Below are 15907 nucleotides of genomic sequence, written 5' to 3' on the forward strand. Positions count from 1 at the left end.
AATATTCCTAAAAATCAGCCCGCTGAATGCGGGTAGATTTCGCCCTTCGCCGCCCGTAGGGTGTTCAGCAATAGCATGGCGATGGTCATGGGGCCCACGCCCCCAGGTACTGGGGTGATAGCCGAAGCCAAGGGTGCCACCTCGGCAAAATTCACGTCGCCTTTCAGGGTGTAGCCACTCTTCTTGCTGGCGTCGGGCACGCGGGTTGTGCCCACGTCAATGACCACCGCGCCGGGGCGCACCATGTCGGCAGTCACGAACTCGGGGCGGCCGATGGCAGCCACCACAATGTCGGCCGTGCGGCAGATTTCGGCCAGGTTTTCGGTGCGCGAATGGCATAAAGTAACCGTGCAATTGGCCGTATCCAAGTTCTTGGCCAACAGTATGCTAACTGGCGTACCAACAATGTTAGAACGACCAATTACTACCGCGTGTTTGCCGCTGGTTTTGATGCCCTGACGGCTCAGCAACTCCACGATTCCCGACGGGGTGGCGGGCAGCAGAGCCGGCAAACCGGCCACCATCCGGCCAATGTTCATGGGGTGAAAGCCGTCCACATCCTTTTCAGGCCGGATGGCCTCAATGACCTTCTCGGGGTCGATGTGCTTGGGCAAGGGCAGTTGCACGATGAAGCCGTCAATCTCCGGGTCGCGGTTCAGCTCGTCGACTTTGGCCAGCAAGTCGGCTTCGGTGATGTCGTCCTCGTAGCGCAGCAGCGTGGAGGCGAAACCAACCCGCTCGCAGGCCAGCACCTTGTTGCGCACGTACGTTTCGGAGCCACCGTCGTGGCCTACGAGGATGGCGGCGAGGTGCGGCACCTTCTGGCCGGCGGCTTTGCGGGCCGCTACTTCGATGGCGATTTCGGCTTTGATGTCCTCGGCGGTCTGCTTGCCGTCGATGAGATTGGAGGTGGTGGTTGGGTTCATAGGGCGGTTAGAATGGCGCATAAAAAAAGACGGCCCGAAAGCCGTCTTTTTCAAATTAATCAATTTTAAGCACTGCCAGAAAGGCTTCTTGCGGGATTTCGACGGAGCCCACGGAACGCATCCGTTTCTTGCCTTCCTTCTGCTTTTCGAGCAGTTTGCGCTTGCGGCTGATATCGCCGCCGTAGCACTTGGCAATTACGTTTTTGCGCAGGGCCTTAACGGTTTCGCGGGCAATGATTTTCTGGCCGATAGAGGCCTGAATGGCGATGTCGAACATCTGGCGGGGCAGCAACTCACGCAGTTTCTCGCAGAGGCGCTTGCCCCACTCGTAGCTCTTGGAGCGGTGCACGATGGCCGAGAGGGCATCGACTTTTTCACCGTTCAGCATCACGTCGAGCTTCACCATGTCGGACTCGCGGAAGCCAATGAGCTCATAATCAAGCGAAGCATAGCCGCGGCTGATGGACTTGAGCTTGTCGAAGAAGTCGAATACGATTTCGGACAACGGCAGCTCGAAGCTCATTTCCACCCGCTCGGAAGTCAGGTAGCTCTGGCCTTTGATGATGCCGCGCTTGTCCATGCACAGCGTGATGATGGCGCCCACGTACTCCGAAGCCGTGATAATCTGGGCTTTGATGTAGGGCTCTTCGATGTGCTTAATCAGGTTCGGCTCGGGCATTTCGCTCGGCGCGTTGATGGTCAGCAGCTGGTCTTTAGTGCCGGTGGCGTGGAACTGCACGCTCGGCACCGTGGTGATGACCGTCATGTTGAACTCGCGCTCGAGGCGCTCCTGCACGATTTCCATGTGCAGCATGCCCAGGAAGCCGCAGCGGAAACCGAAGCCCAGGGCCACCGACGTTTCGGGCTCCCACACCAGCGAGGCATCGTTGAGCTGGAGCTTTTCCATGCTGGAACGCAGCTCTTCGTACTCGGTGGTGTCGACGGGGTAAATGCCGGCGAATACCATCGGCTTCACGTCGGCGAAGCCCTGAATGGCTTCCGGCGTGGGGCGGTTAACGTGGGTAATGGTGTCGCCCACTTTCACTTCGCGGGCCTCTTTGATGCCCGAGATGAGGTAGCCCACGTTGCCGGCTTCCATTATTTGGCGCGGCTCCTGGTTCAGGCCCAGAATGCCAATTTCGTCGGCGCCGTATTCCTTGCCGGTGGCCATGAAGCGGAGCTTGTCGCCCTTCTTCATCACCCCATTCTTGATGCGGAACAGGACTTCGATGCCGCGGTAGGAATTGAATACCGAGTCGAAAATCAGCGCTTGCAGCGGCGCTTCGGGGTCGCCGGAAGGCGCGGGCACCCGCTCGCAGATGGCGTTGAGGATTTCCTCGATGCCGATGCCGGCCTTGCCCGATGCGTGGATGATGTCCTCCGGTTTACAACCAATCAGGTCCACGATTTCATCGGTCACTTCCTCCGGCATGGCGTGCGGAAGGTCGATTTTGTTGAGCACGGGGATGATTTCCAGGTCGGCCCCGATGGCTAGGTACAGGTTGGAAATGGTCTGGGCTTCGATGCCCTGGGACGCATCCACAATCAACAGCGCGCCTTCGCAGGCGGCGATGCTGCGGCTTACTTCGTAGCTAAAGTCGACGTGGCCGGGCGTGTCAATCAGGTTCAGCGTGTAGGTTTCCCCTTTGTAGGGGTACTGCATCTGGATGGCGTGGCTCTTGATGGTGATGCCGCGCTCGCGCTCCAGGTCCATGTTGTCGAGCAGCTGGGCCTGCATGTCGCGCTTGGCCACGGTGCTGGTAAACTCCAGCAGGCGGTCGGCCAGGGTGCTTTTGCCGTGGTCGATGTGGGCAATGATGCAAAAGTTGCGGATGTTCTTCACAGATATTTCTTCTTCTGAGCTGCTGGCGGGGCGGTTGAAATTTGAGGGGAGATGAACCAGCTGGTGCCCGGCATTTCGCTACCCTGGTGCCCGTTTTACCAACTTGAGCCTGCAAATTACGACCAGAATATCTAGTCTGCGCGATTTGGCGGGGCTAAGGGTGAATTTCGGGGCGGTGTTTGGTTTGAAACAGGAATTTTGTGCGACCCTACTCATGCAGTAAGCTGAGAAATCTCATCAGTTGCCATGACCTTTATCACAGGACTGCGAAAATGAGGCCGCCACTTTTGCCGGTGGTTACCCTCACCCTAAGTCCGGAATATGCGTCCGTTAAAGTCCATGCTGCTGGCGGCTTCGCTGACGGCCATTCTTTTCGGCCTGACCAGTACCGACCGGCCAGCCGCGTCCGGCATTCCGGCGAACCCAAATAACTACCCCACCGACTCGCTGGCCAGCCGCATTAAGGTTTTATTGGCTGGCCGGACACCGCCGCTACTAATGGCCGATGGGCCAACGGTGCAAGCATTTTATACGAAGCGAAGCTACTCCGCCGCCTGGTGCGAAGGAGCCGGTGCCGGAGCCAAAGGCCGGGCGGCACTGGCGTTGCTGACCCAGGCCGGTGACTACGGCCTGACGCCGGCGCTGTACCATGTGCCCCAACTAAAGGCGCTGGCCGACTCGCTGGCCCGGCCGGCCGGAGCGGGCAGCCAAGTGGCCCGCATGGCCCGTTTCGACGTGCTGCTGACCGACGGCCTGGTGCAGTTTGCGCGCCATTTGCGGCGGGGCCAGTTGCACGCATTCGTGCCTTCGCCCCTGGAAAAAGCCGGGGGCCCGTTTGACCCGGCGGCCTGGGTGGCCCGGGCGCAGGCCGCGCCGGGCTTTGCCAAGGCCTTGCTGCGCTGCCAGCCGCCGCAGCGTGAGTACCAAGAGCTGCAGCAGGCGCTGGCGCGCTGGCGGCGGCAGCCCGCCGGGCGCAACGCCCTGAGTCGTAACCGCCGCGCCCGTCAAATGGCCCTCACGCTGGAGCGGTGGCGCTGGACGGCCATCCCCGAAAGCGAATACGTGCTGGTAAACCTGCCGGCGTATCGGCTGGAGGTGGTGCGCCGCGGCCGGGTGCGGCTCAGCCAGCGAATTATCATTGGGCGGCCGGGCCAGCCCACGCCCACCTTGAATAGCCGGATTACGTCCTTCACGATTGCGCCCGAATGGAACGTGCCCCGTGGCGTAGCGGTGCGCCATATTCTGCCTTACCTGAAGGCCAACGCCCGGTATTCGCCGGAGCAGGATTTCCTGGCCAACAATAACTACCGCTTGTTCGATGCCCAGGGCCAGCCCGTGAACCCGGCCACCGTGAACTGGCAGACCGTGACGGCCCAGAACTTTCCGTACACCATTCGCCAGAGCCCGGGCTGCGGCAACCTACTGGGTAACATCATCTTCCGGTTTCCCAATCCTTACGGCCTGTACCTGAGCGATGCCCCCGAGCCGAAACGGTTTACGCACACTTACCGGGCGCTGGAAGAAGGCAGCGTGCACCTGGAGCGCCCTGTGCACCTGGCAGCCTACCTGCTGGGCCCCGACAGCACCAATGCCGCCCTGCCCACCGAGGCCCAGTGCGAAGCCAACCCGCAGCCGCGCACTATCTTCCTGAAGCGCCCGTTGCCGCTGCACGTGCGCTACGCCACCTGCGCGGTGGTGGCAGGCCGGCTGCGCTTCTACCCCGATGTGTATGGGCAGGATGCCACCCTGCGCCGGCAGCTGCTCAATACGCAGGCCGCGGCCCAACGCAGCGCCCAGCCCAGCCCGAGCCAACGCCAGAGTCCGGTGGCCAATGGAGCTGGTGATACCGCCTTCGCCGGGAAACGGAAATAAAAGGCAGCGGGCGGTGGCTGCTGCGGGTTTTTTCGGCCAATTATTTTACTGTCGCTTTCCAGCCCTAATGAAGGGTTGAATTGCGCGTTAGCGACTGGGAAAGTTGAGCTCCCTTGGCTGGTTTTCAGGCAAGCGGGCGCAAAGTTTTTTTATAATTATATTAATAATATTATATATTGCATTTATAATTATAGAATCCTGGTCGTGAAGTCACTTATCCAACCCTACACCCCGGAATGCCGCAGCTGGGCCGATATCTTACTGGCCAGCAACCAGCATATAGCGCTAATTGACGCGACGAAAACCACTCAGCACTACCAGCGGGGGCAGGTTTTGTTTCGGGAAGGCGACCATGCAGCGGGGCTGTACAGCATCACCTCGGGCCACGTGAAGGTGACCAAAGTGGGCGGCGACGGCAAGGAGCAAATCATCCGCCTGGCCCGGGCCGGCGACATCCTGGGCTACCGGGGGATGCTGGCCGGCAACGGCCACATTGCCAATGCCCTGGCCCTCGACGAAACAGAGGTAAGCCTTATTCCCAAATCGGTGTTTTTCCAGCTCATCGAGTACAACCCAGCCTTTGCTACTTCGCTGATGAAGCTGATGGCCCATGAACTGGCCGAAACCGAGGAACGGATGCTACACCTGGCCTACAAGCCCGTGCGCGAGCGGCTGGCCGAGGCCCTGCTGCTGCTGCTGCGCATCTACCAGCAGCCGGCCGATGGCCCGCCCAGCTTCACGATTTCACGCGATGATTTGGCCGCGCTGGTGGGCACCGTGCGCGAAACCGTGAGCCGGTTTATTGCCGAATTGAAGGCGGAAGGTGTGCTCAGCACCAAGGCCAGCAGCATCACCATCTTGGATATCAAGCGACTAATTGAGATTTCGACGCTGTACGACTGAGCTTGAGCCGATGGGCTAATGACCAGCCAGGGCCGGAGGCCGCTGCCGGGCCAGCTGCCAGTGTCCCAGCATGGTGGCCACGTTGAGGACATGGCCCTGGGCCTCGGCTGCATCGGGGCCATGAAAATATTGCCGGAAAGTGGTTTCCAGCACCTTGCACCAGCGCTCGAAATAAGTGCTGCACGGCAGCTGGCCGGCGGTGTCGGCCAGGAGGCGGCCGTAGTAGCGCATGCCGGTCAGGGCCTGCTCCCACCACGCGTACTCGCGTCGGGTGAGGTGCCCCGCGCCCCCAAAAACCGGCCCCAGCAGCTCGTCTTCGGCAATGCGGGCTGCAAAGAGCTCGACGAAGCGGTGCCGTTGCGAAGGAGTAGCCAAATCAGAAGGGAGGTGCGTTGCCATGATTGGATAATCGAGTGGTAAGCTTGCAATTTTGCCTGTTTGAGCGTCGATTACTATGCCAACAATCATCCAATTGCTTGATATAAATCATTCCCGCCTCCTTGGGTGGAGGCGTTTGGGGATGCCCACCCCCTATTGCCAACTGCGTCCAGTCGTCAGCCGCCATGAAAGCACGTTTTTCATGGCGGCTGACGACTGGACGCAGTTGGCAATAGGTCAGGCCTTACTTTTTAGCGTCCTGGCCTTGGTCAGCGTTTTTACCCTGGCCGTTGTGCACGGGGATGCGCTGCTGGGTGGTTTTGGGTGCGCCTTTGGGCACGTGCACGTGCAGCACGCCGTTGTGGAAGCTGGCGTCAATCTTACTGGCTTCGGCGGCATCGGGCAGCTGGAAGGTGCGCATGAAGGAGCCGTAGGAGCTTTCGATGACGTGGTAGCGGCGGTCGTTGCGCTCGTTCTCAAACTTGCGCTCGCCCGAAATGGTGAGGCGGCCCTGGTCGAGGCTCACGTTGATGTCTTCTTCCTTCATGCCGGGCAAGGCGGCGTCGATGTCGTAGCTCGTATCGGTTTCGTAGGTATCGACTTTGGGGAAGAAGCGGCTCATCTGGCCCTGGCCCCGCATGGGCATGTTATCGTCAAAGAACCGGTCGAGCAGCGTGCTGAAGCGGGCAGGCATTACGTCAAAAAACGAATCCTGATATTTTTGAATGTTGCTCATGGCGACTTAAGGGTTTGGGGTGAATAAAATGGGAATTGCTGCGTGGAACAGCGGGCCCGCGGGTGGCCCGCCGAAGTTGGGAAAGCGTGTCCGACTTATGCCCTGCATCGAACTCTAATCGAGCAGGTTAGAATTCAAAAACCCGTAACAAAAAAGCGTCTCAGCCGGCAGTTGCGGCGGGCCAGGAGGCCGGCCACCAGCACCGCCAACCGATACCCAAAATTGCCAGTTGGCGCAGGCGCAATCCATGACATAAATCAGTCGATACCATGACTTTGCGCATGGATTCCGACACTGTTCGGCTGGCACATTGCAGGGATTTTTCGCCGCTGCAACGGCGCATTTCCTTACTCCTCCCCACCGCCATGGCCACCAGTACCACCGTTGCCGAAACCGGCGCCATTACCCAGTTTGCGGGGCGGTTTTTTCAGGAGGGTTTCCGGCCGCGCTACGAGGTGCAGGAGCTGCTGCACCAGTGCTTTGTGGTGGGCTACCAGTCGCTGCCGCTGGTGGGCATCACGGGGTTCATTATGGGCATGGTGCTCACGCTGCAAAGCCGGCCCACCATGGCCCAGTTCGGGGCCGAGTCGTGGATTCCGACCATGGTGGGCCTGACCATCATCCGCGAGATGGGGCCGATTATTACGGCGCTGATTTTCGCGGGCAAAATCGGGTCCAGCATCGGGGCCGAGCTGGGCTCGATGCGCGTGACCGAGCAGATTGACGCCATGGAAGTTTCGGGCACCAACCCGTTTAAGTACCTGGTGGCCACGCGGGTGGTGGCCACCACGCTCATGCTGCCGGTGCTCACCGTTCTGGCCGATGCCATTGCGCTGTTTGCCTCATTCCTCGGCATCAACCTGAAGGGCGTGACCTCGCTCGTGCTGTTCACGAACAACATTGTGTCGTCGCTGACATTTGGCGACGTGGTACCGGCGGTTATCAAAACCTTCTTTTTTGGCTTTGCCGTGGGCATTATTGGCTGCTACAAAGGCTATTATGCCGACAAAGGCACCGAGGGCGTGGGCCAGGCCGCCAACTCGGCGGTGGTGGCCTCGTCGCTGGTCATCTTCATTCTCGATTTGCTGGCCGTGCAGACCACCGGCCTGCTGGGCCTCAACTAAACCGCTGCCAATGCTGCCCGCCCCTGCTCCCGTGGCCGCGCCCGCGCCGGCCCCCGCCGCTGCCGAAGTCGTGCTCACGGTGGCCAACGTCAGCAAGGCGTTCGGCACCAACCAGGTGCTGCGCAACTTTTCGCTGGAGGTGCACCGGGGCGAAAACGTGGTGGTACTGGGCAAGTCGGGCGCGGGCAAGTCGGTGCTGATTAAGTGCATTATCGGGCTGCTGCCCGTGGATGCGGGCCAAATCACGGTACTGGGCCGGGACGTGGCCGCGCTGGACCACGCCGCCCTCGACCAACTGCGGGCCAAGGTGGGCTTCCTGTTTCAGAGCAACGCGCTGTATGACTCGATGACGGTGCGCGAAAACCTGCTGTTCCCGCTGCGGCGGCACTGGCTGACGCACGGCCCCGGCGAGGAGGACAAGCTGGTGCGCCAGGCCCTCGACGACGTGGGCCTGGGCCACACCATCGACATGATGCCGGCCGAGCTGTCGGGCGGCATGCGCAAGCGCATTGCGCTAGCCCGCACCCTCATCCTGCAGCCCGACATCATTCTCTACGACGAGCCCACCACCGGCCTCGACCCCGTGACGGCCCGCGAAATCGACCAGCTCATCCGGGAAGTGCAGCAGAAATACGGCACGTCCTCGCTCATCATCTCGCACGACATGAACTGCGTGCGCCTCACCGCCAACCGCGTGGCCCTGCTGGTAGAAGGACGCTGCTACGCCCTGGGCACCTACGCCGAACTGAAAGCCAGTACCGACCCGGCCATCCACGAGTTTTTCTCCGAATGAATGGCTCGCGAGTCTGCGAATAGTCATCCTTTAACCTCTCCCCGCCATGCCCCAGCGCCCCGCCAGTACTTATTTCCGCCTGGGCTTGTTTGTGCTGGTCGGGCTGGGCTGCCTGGTAGCCGTGCTGTTTATGCTGGGGCGCAAGCAGAATTTGTTTGGCTCGTCGCTGGAAGTGCGGGCCGATTTTCGGAACGTGTCGGGCCTGCTCCCGGGCAACAACGTGCGCCTGGGCGGCATCAGCGTGGGCACGGTGAAGGACATCCGCATTCTGAACGACAGCACCGTGCGCGTGGCCCTGAGCCTGAACCGCGACGTTCAGCCCTACGTGAAGAAAAACGCCGTGGCTTCCATCGGCACCGACGGGTTGGTGGGCAACACCATCATTAACCTGAAAGCCGCGCCCACGCCGGCCCCGGCCATCGAAAACGGCGACGTGCTGCGCACCACCACCCCGCTGGCCCTGGATGCCATGCTGGGCACGCTCAACATATCGAACAAAAACCTGGTAGGCATCACCAAAGACCTGCGCGAAATCACGCACAAGCTCAACAGCAGCGACGCGCTCTGGAGCCTGCTGAGCGACCAGCAGCTGGCAGTTGAGCTGCACCGCAGCCTGCGCAATGCAGCGGCAGCCACGGCCCTGCTGCAAGGCTCGGCCGCCGATATGCAGCAGCTCACGCGCGGCCTGCGCCAGGGCAAAGGGCCAGCGGGCTACCTGCTCACCGACACCATTTTTGCCGGCCGCATGCGCCACGCCACGCGCCAGCTGGCCAGCACTTCCGATACCCTGGCCCATACCCTGGCCGGCCTCAAACGCCAGATTCAAACCCCCAATGGGCCGCTTAACACCCTGCTGGCCGACACAGCCATGACCCGCAACCTGCGCCAGAGCCTGCGCAATGTGGAGCTGGGCACGGCCAGCTTCACTCAGAACATGGATGCGCTAAAGCACAATTTCCTGCTGCGCGGGTATTTCCGCAAACAGGCCAAGAAGGATAAAGCCCGCACGGCCGCGCCGTAATGGCGGCATTTGATATAGCCCGTCATGCTTCGCTGGGCTCTGCATGACGGGCTATTTATAGGGTCCAAACTCTATTCGCACCGCACATCCGGCATGTCAATTCCGTGCTCGCGGATGTATGCGGCGTGCTCGGTGAGCTTGAGCTGGCAGAATTGGGCCAGGGCCGGGCCGTTGGGTTGGGGCGTGATGCGGTCGAGAGCGGCCATCACCAGCTGGTAGCGGCTCGTGTTATTGATGACGAGCATATCGAAGGGCGTGGTGGTGCGGTCTTCTTCCACGTAGCCGCGCACATGGAAGCGGGTCGGGTCGGGCCGGTGGTGCAGCAGCTCATGGATAAGCGTGGGATAGCCGTGAAAGGCGAAAATCACCGGGGCATCGGCCGAGAACAGGCCCAGGAACGCGGCTTCCGGCAGGCCGTGCGGGTGGGCATTGGGGGCCATGAGGGCCAGCAAATCCACCACGTTCACCACGCGCAGGCGGAGCGTGGGCAGGTGCTGCCTGAGGAGGGCGGCGGCGGCGATGGTTTCGGTGGTGGGCACGTCGCCGGCGCAGGCCAGCACCACGTCGGGGTGCGGGTGGGTGTCGGTGCTGTTCTCATTGCCGGCCCAGTGCCAGGTCGAAATGCCCCGCTTGCAATGGTCGCGGGCCGTCTCGATGCCCAGCCATTGGGGCTGCGGAGCCTGGGAGCTCACCACCAGGTTGATGGCGTCGCGGTTGCGGAGGCAGTGGTCCATTACGGCGAGCAGGGAGTTGGCATCGGGCGGCAGGTACACCCGCGCCACCGAGCCTTTCTTGGCCGCCACCGCGTTGATAAAGCTGGGGGCCTGATGGGTGTAGCCATTGTGGTCGGGCCGCCAGATGTGCGAGGTAAGCAGGTAGGTGAGCGAAGCCAGCGGCTGGCGCCACGGCACCTCCCTACTCACTTTCAGCCACTTGGCATATTGGTTTAGCATGGAATCGACCAAGGGAATAGCGGCCTCGGAGCAGCAGAATACCCCGTGCCGCCCCGTGAGCAGGTAGCCTTCGAGCCAGCCCTGGCAGGTGTGCTCGCTCAGGATTTCCATCACGCGGCCCTCGGCGGCCAGCGAGTCGTCGGTTTCGTGCAGGGGCCCCAGCCAGGCGCGCTGGGTGGCCTCGAACAAGGGCGTCATGCGGTTGGCGGCGGTTTCGTCGGGGCAGACCACGCGGAAGTTGCGGGCGTCCTCGTTGCGGCGGAGCACGTCGCGCAGGAAGGTGGCCAGCTTGTGGGTGGCCGTTGCCGCTACGCTGCCCGGCGCGGGCACCATCACGCCATAATCGCAGAGATTGGGCAGCTTGAGGGGCACCAAGAGCTGGCCGCCGTTGGCGTGTGGGTTCAGGCCAATGCGGTGCTCGCCGGTCGGGCAGGCGCTTAGCAGCTCTACGCACAGCGCACCGGTGAGGGGGCGGCACAGGTCCTGCGGGCGATAGCTGCGGAGCCAGGTTTCGAGAACGGGAAGCTGGCCGGCGGGGTCGGCCACGGGCAGCTGGTGGGCTTGGGAAGTATTTTCGACGGGCCGGCCGGCCACCGCGAGCGGGCACGTCCAGCCCTTGGGCGTTTGCAGGATGAGCATGGGCCAGGCCGGCACCCCATCGAGCAACCCCAGCCGGGCGTGCTCCTGAATGCGCCGGATTTCGGCGTGCGCCCAGTCCAGGGCCTGCCACATAGCGGCGTGCACCTGGTGGGGCTCGCTGCCGCTCACAAAGCGCACCTGGTAGCCATAGCCGGTGAAAAGGTGGCGCAATTCCTCGTCGCTCATCCGGCCAAAAATGGTGGGCCCCGACAGCTTGTAGCCGTTCACGTGCAGAATGGGCAGCACCGCGCCCGAGGTGGCCGGGTTCAGGTACTTATTGGAATGCCAGGCGGCGGCCAGCGGCCCGGTTTCGGCTTCTCCGTCGCCCACCACGCAGGCCACGAGCAGGTCGGGGTTGTCGAGGGCCGCGCCGTAGGCGTGGGCCAGGCAGTAGCCCAGCTCGCCGCCCTCCTGAATCTGGCCGGGCGTGCCGGGACCCAGGCGGCCCGGCAGGCCGTAGGGCCACGAAAACTGCCGAATGAGCTGCTCCAGACCGGTGCGGCTGAGGGGGTACTGCGGGTCTACCTCGCCCAGCGAGCCGTCCAGAAACAGGTTGGCCAGGATGGCGGGCGCTCCGTGACCCGGCCCCGTCACCAGCAGCACGCTGGCCTCCGTGTCCTGCACCAAGCGGTTGAGATGGGCGTACACCAGGTTCAGGCCTGGCTGCGTGCCCCAGTGCCCCAGCAGGCGCGGCTTGATGTCGGCGGCCTGCAAGGGCCTTTCCAGCAGAAAGTTGTCGCGCAAATATAATTGAGCAGCCCCGAGGTAGTTGGCAGCCAGCCAGTAGCGGTGCAGCTGGGCCAGACGCGTGGCCTGGGGTACGGCAGTAGTCGTGAGTGCAGGAGTCATAGGGGCTTGCAAGGAGATTAGCGAGCGGGGCCAGGCAGCCGGCTCACTCGGTGGTGGGCAGCACCAGCACCGGCACCGGGCTGCGGTGCAGCAGCTGGGCCGTCACGCTGCGATGGAACAGCCCCCCGAGCAACGTGTGCGGCCGGGCCATCACCACAATCAGCTGGGCGTTGACCTCGGCGGCGGCGTGCAGGATGCCGTCGGCGGGGGCTTCTTCCCGCACTTCATACAGACTGTTGTTGTCGATAGGCCCAAACAGGCCCGTGCGGCGCACCGCATCGAGGCCGATGGCGGCTTGGGAAGGGCCATTGCCGGCGGCTACGTGTACCACCGTGGTGGCGGGTTGCAGGGCCTCAAACAAGTCGGCCAGGGCCAGCGAGGGCGTGGTGAGCCAGAAGGGCTGGTCATCGGCGGCCACCACCACGCGGTGGGGCAGCTCGGGGTAGTGGCATTCTTCGGGCACCAATAGCAACGGGTAGTGCGCGCCCTGCAGCACGGGCAGCGCCATGTTGCTGAGCACGCGCTCAATCAGGTTGTCGGGGTGTTCGCGGCCGGCGGCCAGCAGCAGCGGGTGGTGGCGCTGCACGGCATCGGCCAGGGCCAGGCCCAGGGTATCGACGGTCACCTCCGGCTCGGCGGGCACGGGCAGCTGCCCGGCGCGCTGGGCCAGGTCGGCCATCACGGCGTGGCGGCTGGGCGTGACGGCGGGCGTCATCAGGGCCGATTCAGGAAACAGCAGCGGGTCCTGAAACACGTGCATGAGCACAAGGTGGCCTTCCGGCAGCTGCGTGGCCAGTTGGCTGGTGTAGCGGAGCGCCGCATCGGTGGCGCTGTTCAGGTCGGAGAGAACGACAAAAGTTGGTTGCATAGCGGGGAGCCGGAAGGAAATAATGAGCGCCATCCCGCTGGTTCCGGCGCTGAGCCAGGTGGGGAGCGTAACCGAATACGGCGGGGGCAGGCTTGCCCCCGCGGGGGAGTTAGATTTGCCACGAACGGTGTTGTTTTAAAGAGCCTTACCTGGCTTCGACGACTTTTGAAAGCTGCCTTCAATTTCGGCAGCTCCTGCGCTCGGCGCTCTAAGCATTATCAACCCGGCGCATGAATAATATCATTGCCGATAGCAATTCTGGCAGCATCGCCGCCCAAAGCCGCGGCCCTATCCCCTACCCAACTACAACTAGTTAAAGGCCAGTTTTTTTTCGACAGGTCGCCTGCTGGTCATCAATCGGCCCAGCAGTTGGCCAAATACCAGCGTGGCCACGGCCGGCCCCGCAATGAGCAGCACGGCCACCGGCGTGAGCGGCTGCAGCCCCAACAAGCGGTGCAGCAGCGGCTGCACGTAGGCCAATATCATCAGCCCGGAGCACAGGGCCAGCGCCAGCCACACGTAGCGGTTGCGCAACACGTCGTTGTTCCGCAGCGACGTGCGCCCGCCCGCCATGTTGAAAACGTGCACCAGCTGGGCGGCGGCCAGCCCGAAAAACAGCACGGCGTTGGCGGCGGCCGGGGCCAGGCCCAGCTGGTGCCGGGCCAGGTAGTCGGCCCCGAGCAGCGCCACGGTCATGAGCGCGGCATATGCCACCGCCAAATGCCAGTCGCCGGGGCGCATGATGGGGCCCTGCGGGTCCTGCGGGGGGTGCTGCATCACGTGGGGGCTGCCCTTGCCCACGCCCAGCGCCAGGGCCGGAAACACGTCGGTGAGCAGGTTCAGAAACAGGATTTGCAAGGGCAGCAGGCCCGCGCCGTGGCCCAGCAGGCCGGTAGCCGTCACCACCAGGATTTCGCTCAGGTTGCACGACACCAGATAGAGCACGAAGCGCCGAATGTTGGTGAAGATGATGCGGCCCTGCTCCACCGCCACCACAATGGAGGCCAGCGAGTCGTCGCGTAGTACCAAAGCAGCGGCCTCGCTGGCCACCTGCGTGCCGCGCTGACCCATGGCCACCCCGATGTCGGCTTTTTTGAGGGCGGGCGCGTCATTCACGCCATCGCCGGTCATGGCCACCACGTGGCCGCGTTCCTGATATAAGCTAATGAGGTCCAGCTTCTGGGCCGGGCTCACGCGGGCAAACACGCGGGCCTGCCACAGGCGCCGGCGGCCCTCGCCGTTGGGGTGCGTGAGGAGGCTCTCCAGTTCATCGCCCGTCACCACGGTCGTGTCCGATTCGGCGGTCAGGTGCACCTGGTGGGCCACGGTGCGGGCCGTGGCGGGGTGGTCACCGGTCACCATCAGCACCCGGATGCCGGCGCGCTGGCAGGCCTCCAGGGCGGGCACCACTTCGGGGCGGGGCGGGTCGAGGAAGGCCACCAGGCCCAGCCAGGTCAGCTCGTCGGCCCAGTCGGGCTGGCGCGCATCGGGCAGCTCGCGGTAGGCCAGGGCCAGCACGCGCAGGCCGGTTTCGGCCAACTCGTTGGCTCGTTTCAGCCATTCGGCCCGCTCGGCCGTGCCCAAGGGTTGGGCACTGCTCGCCAGCTGCTGCGCGGTGCAATGCCGAAGCACTTCCTCGGCGGCACCCTTCACGGCTACCCAGGCCCGGCCCCGGGGCAGCTGGTGCAGGGTGGCCATCAGGCGGGTATCGGAGTTGAAGGGCTGCTCGGCCAGGCGCTGACCGGCCCGGGCCGCCGGCACATCAAACGGCCCGCCGTGGGCCAGGGCCAGCAGCGCCACTTCGAGCGGGTCGCCCAGGGCGGCATCGGCCGCAGCCGGCGAGTACGTAGCGTTGTTGCACAGCACGGCCACGCGCAGCAGCAATTGGTAGGCCTCGCCGGTAAGCGCGGCCGGCTGGCCAGCCGCATCAGCCGGCGGAAACCGGAGCTGGTACTCGGGCAGCCACACGGTTTGCACGGCCATCTGGTTCTGGGTGAGGGTGCCGGTTTTGTCGGTAAAAATGACGTCGGTGCCCCCCAGGGTTTCTACGGCGGCCAGGCGCTTCACCAGCACGTTGTGGCGGGCCAGGCGCATCATGCCGTAGGCCAGGGCCAGCGTGGCCACGATGGACATGCCCTCCGGAATGGCTGCGACGGCCAGCACAATGGCTATTTTCAACAGGCCAAACATCGGCTGGCTCTTCAGCAGCCCAATGGCTACGTAGGCCGCCGCCAGCCCCACCGTGACGTACACCAGCTGCCGGGCCAGCCGGTCGAGCTTAGCTTCGAGCGGCGTGGCCGAGCGGGTAGCGTGCTGCACCAGCTCGGTGATTTCGCCCAGCTGCGTGTTGCGGCCCACGCCCGTGACGTACGCCCGCCCCGTGCCGTTGACCACCGCCGTGCCCTTAAACAATTGGCCAGCCGAGTCCGTGGGTTTGTCCGTGGGTTTGATGCCACGCCCGTCGCCAATGGCCGGGTCAGCCGCCTTCCCGGCGGGCATCGACTCGCCGGTCAGCGCCGACTCGTTCACCTGGAGTTGCTGGGCTTCAAACAGAGAGGCATCGGCCGCCACCACTTCGCCGGCTTCCACCAGCAGCACATCGCCGATGGTGACGTGGTGGGTGGGCACGGCGCACACCTGGCCGTCGCGCAGCACGCGGGCCGTGGTCTGCCCCAGGCGGCGCAGCGCGGCCATCGAGGCCTGGGCATTCCATTCCAGCCAGAAGCCGATGCCGGCATTAAGGGCAATGACGGCCAGAATGGCCAAACCCTCGGCGTGGTCCTGGAAGGCAAACGAAAACGCCGCCGCCCCGCCCAGCACCAGCACAATCAGGCTGCGAAACTGGCGCAGCAGCACCTGCCACCAGCTGTCGGGCACCACGGGCTCCACGGCGTTGGGGCCGTATTGCTGGAGCCGGGCCCGGGCCTCCGCTTCGGTGAGGCCAACCACACGGGCAGCACTGGCCGGCGACAGTTCGATGAGCTCGGGCATAACGACGGCGA

12 protein-coding genes are annotated in these 15907 nt (G+C 63.5%); 5 read left to right on the forward strand and 7 right to left on the reverse strand.

Annotation, left to right across the window (positions count from 1 at the left end; genetic code table 11):
• Positions 1-14: 14 nt before the first annotated feature.
• Together ACYU7Q_RS04115 and lepA are read right to left on the reverse strand one after the other, a co-directional pair.
• Entirely contained in the window at positions 15-926 is a 912-nt protein-coding gene (locus tag ACYU7Q_RS04115; protein ID WP_460608163.1) for a bifunctional 5,10-methylenetetrahydrofolate dehydrogenase/5,10-methenyltetrahydrofolate cyclohydrolase, read from the reverse strand.
• A 55-nt stretch (positions 927-981) separates the two neighbouring features.
• Entirely contained in the window at positions 982-2769 is a 1788-nt protein-coding gene (lepA, locus tag ACYU7Q_RS04120; RefSeq protein ID WP_460608164.1) for an elongation factor 4, read from the reverse strand.
• 321 nt (positions 2770-3090) lie between these two features.
• Between lepA and ACYU7Q_RS04125 the strand changes: the two genes are divergently transcribed.
• Together ACYU7Q_RS04125 and ACYU7Q_RS04130 are read left to right on the forward strand one after the other, a co-directional pair.
• Positions 3091-4641: a L,D-transpeptidase scaffold domain-containing protein gene (locus ACYU7Q_RS04125; RefSeq protein WP_460608165.1), complete on the forward strand. Its 1551-nt coding sequence runs from the start codon at positions 3091-3093 to the stop codon at positions 4639-4641.
• Between the two features lie 204 nt (positions 4642-4845).
• Complete coding sequence (locus tag ACYU7Q_RS04130; RefSeq protein ID WP_460608166.1) at positions 4846-5544, forward strand: Crp/Fnr family transcriptional regulator; 699 nt, start codon at positions 4846-4848, stop codon at positions 5542-5544.
• Between the two features lie 15 nt (positions 5545-5559).
• On the opposite strand, the gene ACYU7Q_RS04135 is transcribed toward ACYU7Q_RS04130, so the two are convergent.
• Both ACYU7Q_RS04135 and ACYU7Q_RS04140 read right to left on the reverse strand, forming a co-directional pair.
• Entirely contained in the window at positions 5560-5943 is a 384-nt protein-coding gene (locus tag ACYU7Q_RS04135; RefSeq protein WP_460608167.1) for a globin family protein, read from the reverse strand.
• Between the two features lie 223 nt (positions 5944-6166).
• The gene (locus ACYU7Q_RS04140; RefSeq protein ID WP_460608168.1) at positions 6167-6658 is read right to left on the reverse strand and encodes an Hsp20/alpha crystallin family protein; all 492 of its coding nucleotides are present in this window, start codon (positions 6656-6658) and stop codon (positions 6167-6169) included.
• Between the two features lie 365 nt (positions 6659-7023).
• Between ACYU7Q_RS04140 and ACYU7Q_RS04145 the strand changes: the two genes are divergently transcribed.
• The 3 genes from ACYU7Q_RS04145 to ACYU7Q_RS04155 are packed head-to-tail and all read left to right on the forward strand — an operon-like array spanning position 7024 to position 9596.
• Entirely contained in the window at positions 7024-7782 is a 759-nt protein-coding gene (locus tag ACYU7Q_RS04145; RefSeq protein WP_460608169.1) for an MlaE family ABC transporter permease, read from the forward strand.
• A 10-nt stretch (positions 7783-7792) separates the two neighbouring features.
• Positions 7793-8575: an ABC transporter ATP-binding protein gene (locus ACYU7Q_RS04150; protein ID WP_460608170.1), complete on the forward strand. Its 783-nt coding sequence runs from the start codon at positions 7793-7795 to the stop codon at positions 8573-8575.
• Positions 8576-8621: 46 nt separating this feature from the next.
• Positions 8622-9596, forward strand: coding sequence for an MlaD family protein (locus tag ACYU7Q_RS04155; protein ID WP_460608171.1), 975 nt, complete (start codon positions 8622-8624; stop codon positions 9594-9596).
• A 71-nt stretch (positions 9597-9667) separates the two neighbouring features.
• Here ACYU7Q_RS04155 and ACYU7Q_RS04160 read toward each other — a convergent pair whose 3' ends face one another.
• From ACYU7Q_RS04160 to ACYU7Q_RS04170, 3 genes are all read right to left on the reverse strand, one after another.
• On the reverse strand, positions 9668-12037 hold the full coding sequence (locus ACYU7Q_RS04160; RefSeq protein ID WP_460608172.1) for a phosphoketolase family protein: 2370 nt from the start codon (positions 12035-12037) through the stop codon (positions 9668-9670).
• A gap of 43 nt (positions 12038-12080) precedes the next feature.
• On the reverse strand, positions 12081-12905 hold the full coding sequence (locus ACYU7Q_RS04165; RefSeq protein ID WP_460608173.1) for a universal stress protein: 825 nt from the start codon (positions 12903-12905) through the stop codon (positions 12081-12083).
• 309 nt (positions 12906-13214) lie between these two features.
• A complete protein-coding gene (locus ACYU7Q_RS04170) occupies positions 13215-15896 on the reverse strand; it encodes a cation-translocating P-type ATPase (RefSeq protein ID WP_460608174.1) in 2682 nt (893 codons plus the stop codon).
• Positions 15897-15907: the final 11 nt, after the last annotated feature.

It is taken from the genome of Hymenobacter terrigena (assembly GCF_054776515.1).

Coding starts and splice junctions, on each gene's coding strand:
- ACYU7Q_RS04115 (WP_460608163.1), bottom strand. CDS start 926: ATGAACCCAACCACCACCTCCAATCTCATCGACGGCAAGCAGACCGCC.
- ACYU7Q_RS04125 (WP_460608165.1), top strand. CDS start 3,091: ATGCGTCCGTTAAAGTCCATGCTGCTGGCGGCTTCGCTGACGGCCATT.
- ACYU7Q_RS04135 (WP_460608167.1), bottom strand. CDS start 5,943: ATGGCAACGCACCTCCCTTCTGATTTGGCTACTCCTTCGCAACGGCAC.
- ACYU7Q_RS04140 (WP_460608168.1), bottom strand. CDS start 6,658: ATGAGCAACATTCAAAAATATCAGGATTCGTTTTTTGACGTAATGCCT.
- ACYU7Q_RS04145 (WP_460608169.1), top strand. CDS start 7,024: ATGGCCACCAGTACCACCGTTGCCGAAACCGGCGCCATTACCCAGTTT.
- ACYU7Q_RS04150 (WP_460608170.1), top strand. CDS start 7,793: ATGCTGCCCGCCCCTGCTCCCGTGGCCGCGCCCGCGCCGGCCCCCGCC.
- ACYU7Q_RS04155 (WP_460608171.1), top strand. CDS start 8,622: ATGCCCCAGCGCCCCGCCAGTACTTATTTCCGCCTGGGCTTGTTTGTG.
- ACYU7Q_RS04160 (WP_460608172.1), bottom strand. CDS start 12,037: ATGACTCCTGCACTCACGACTACTGCCGTACCCCAGGCCACGCGTCTG.
- ACYU7Q_RS04165 (WP_460608173.1), bottom strand. CDS start 12,905: ATGCAACCAACTTTTGTCGTTCTCTCCGACCTGAACAGCGCCACCGAT.
- ACYU7Q_RS04170 (WP_460608174.1), bottom strand. CDS start 15,896: ATGCCCGAGCTCATCGAACTGTCGCCGGCCAGTGCTGCCCGTGTGGTT.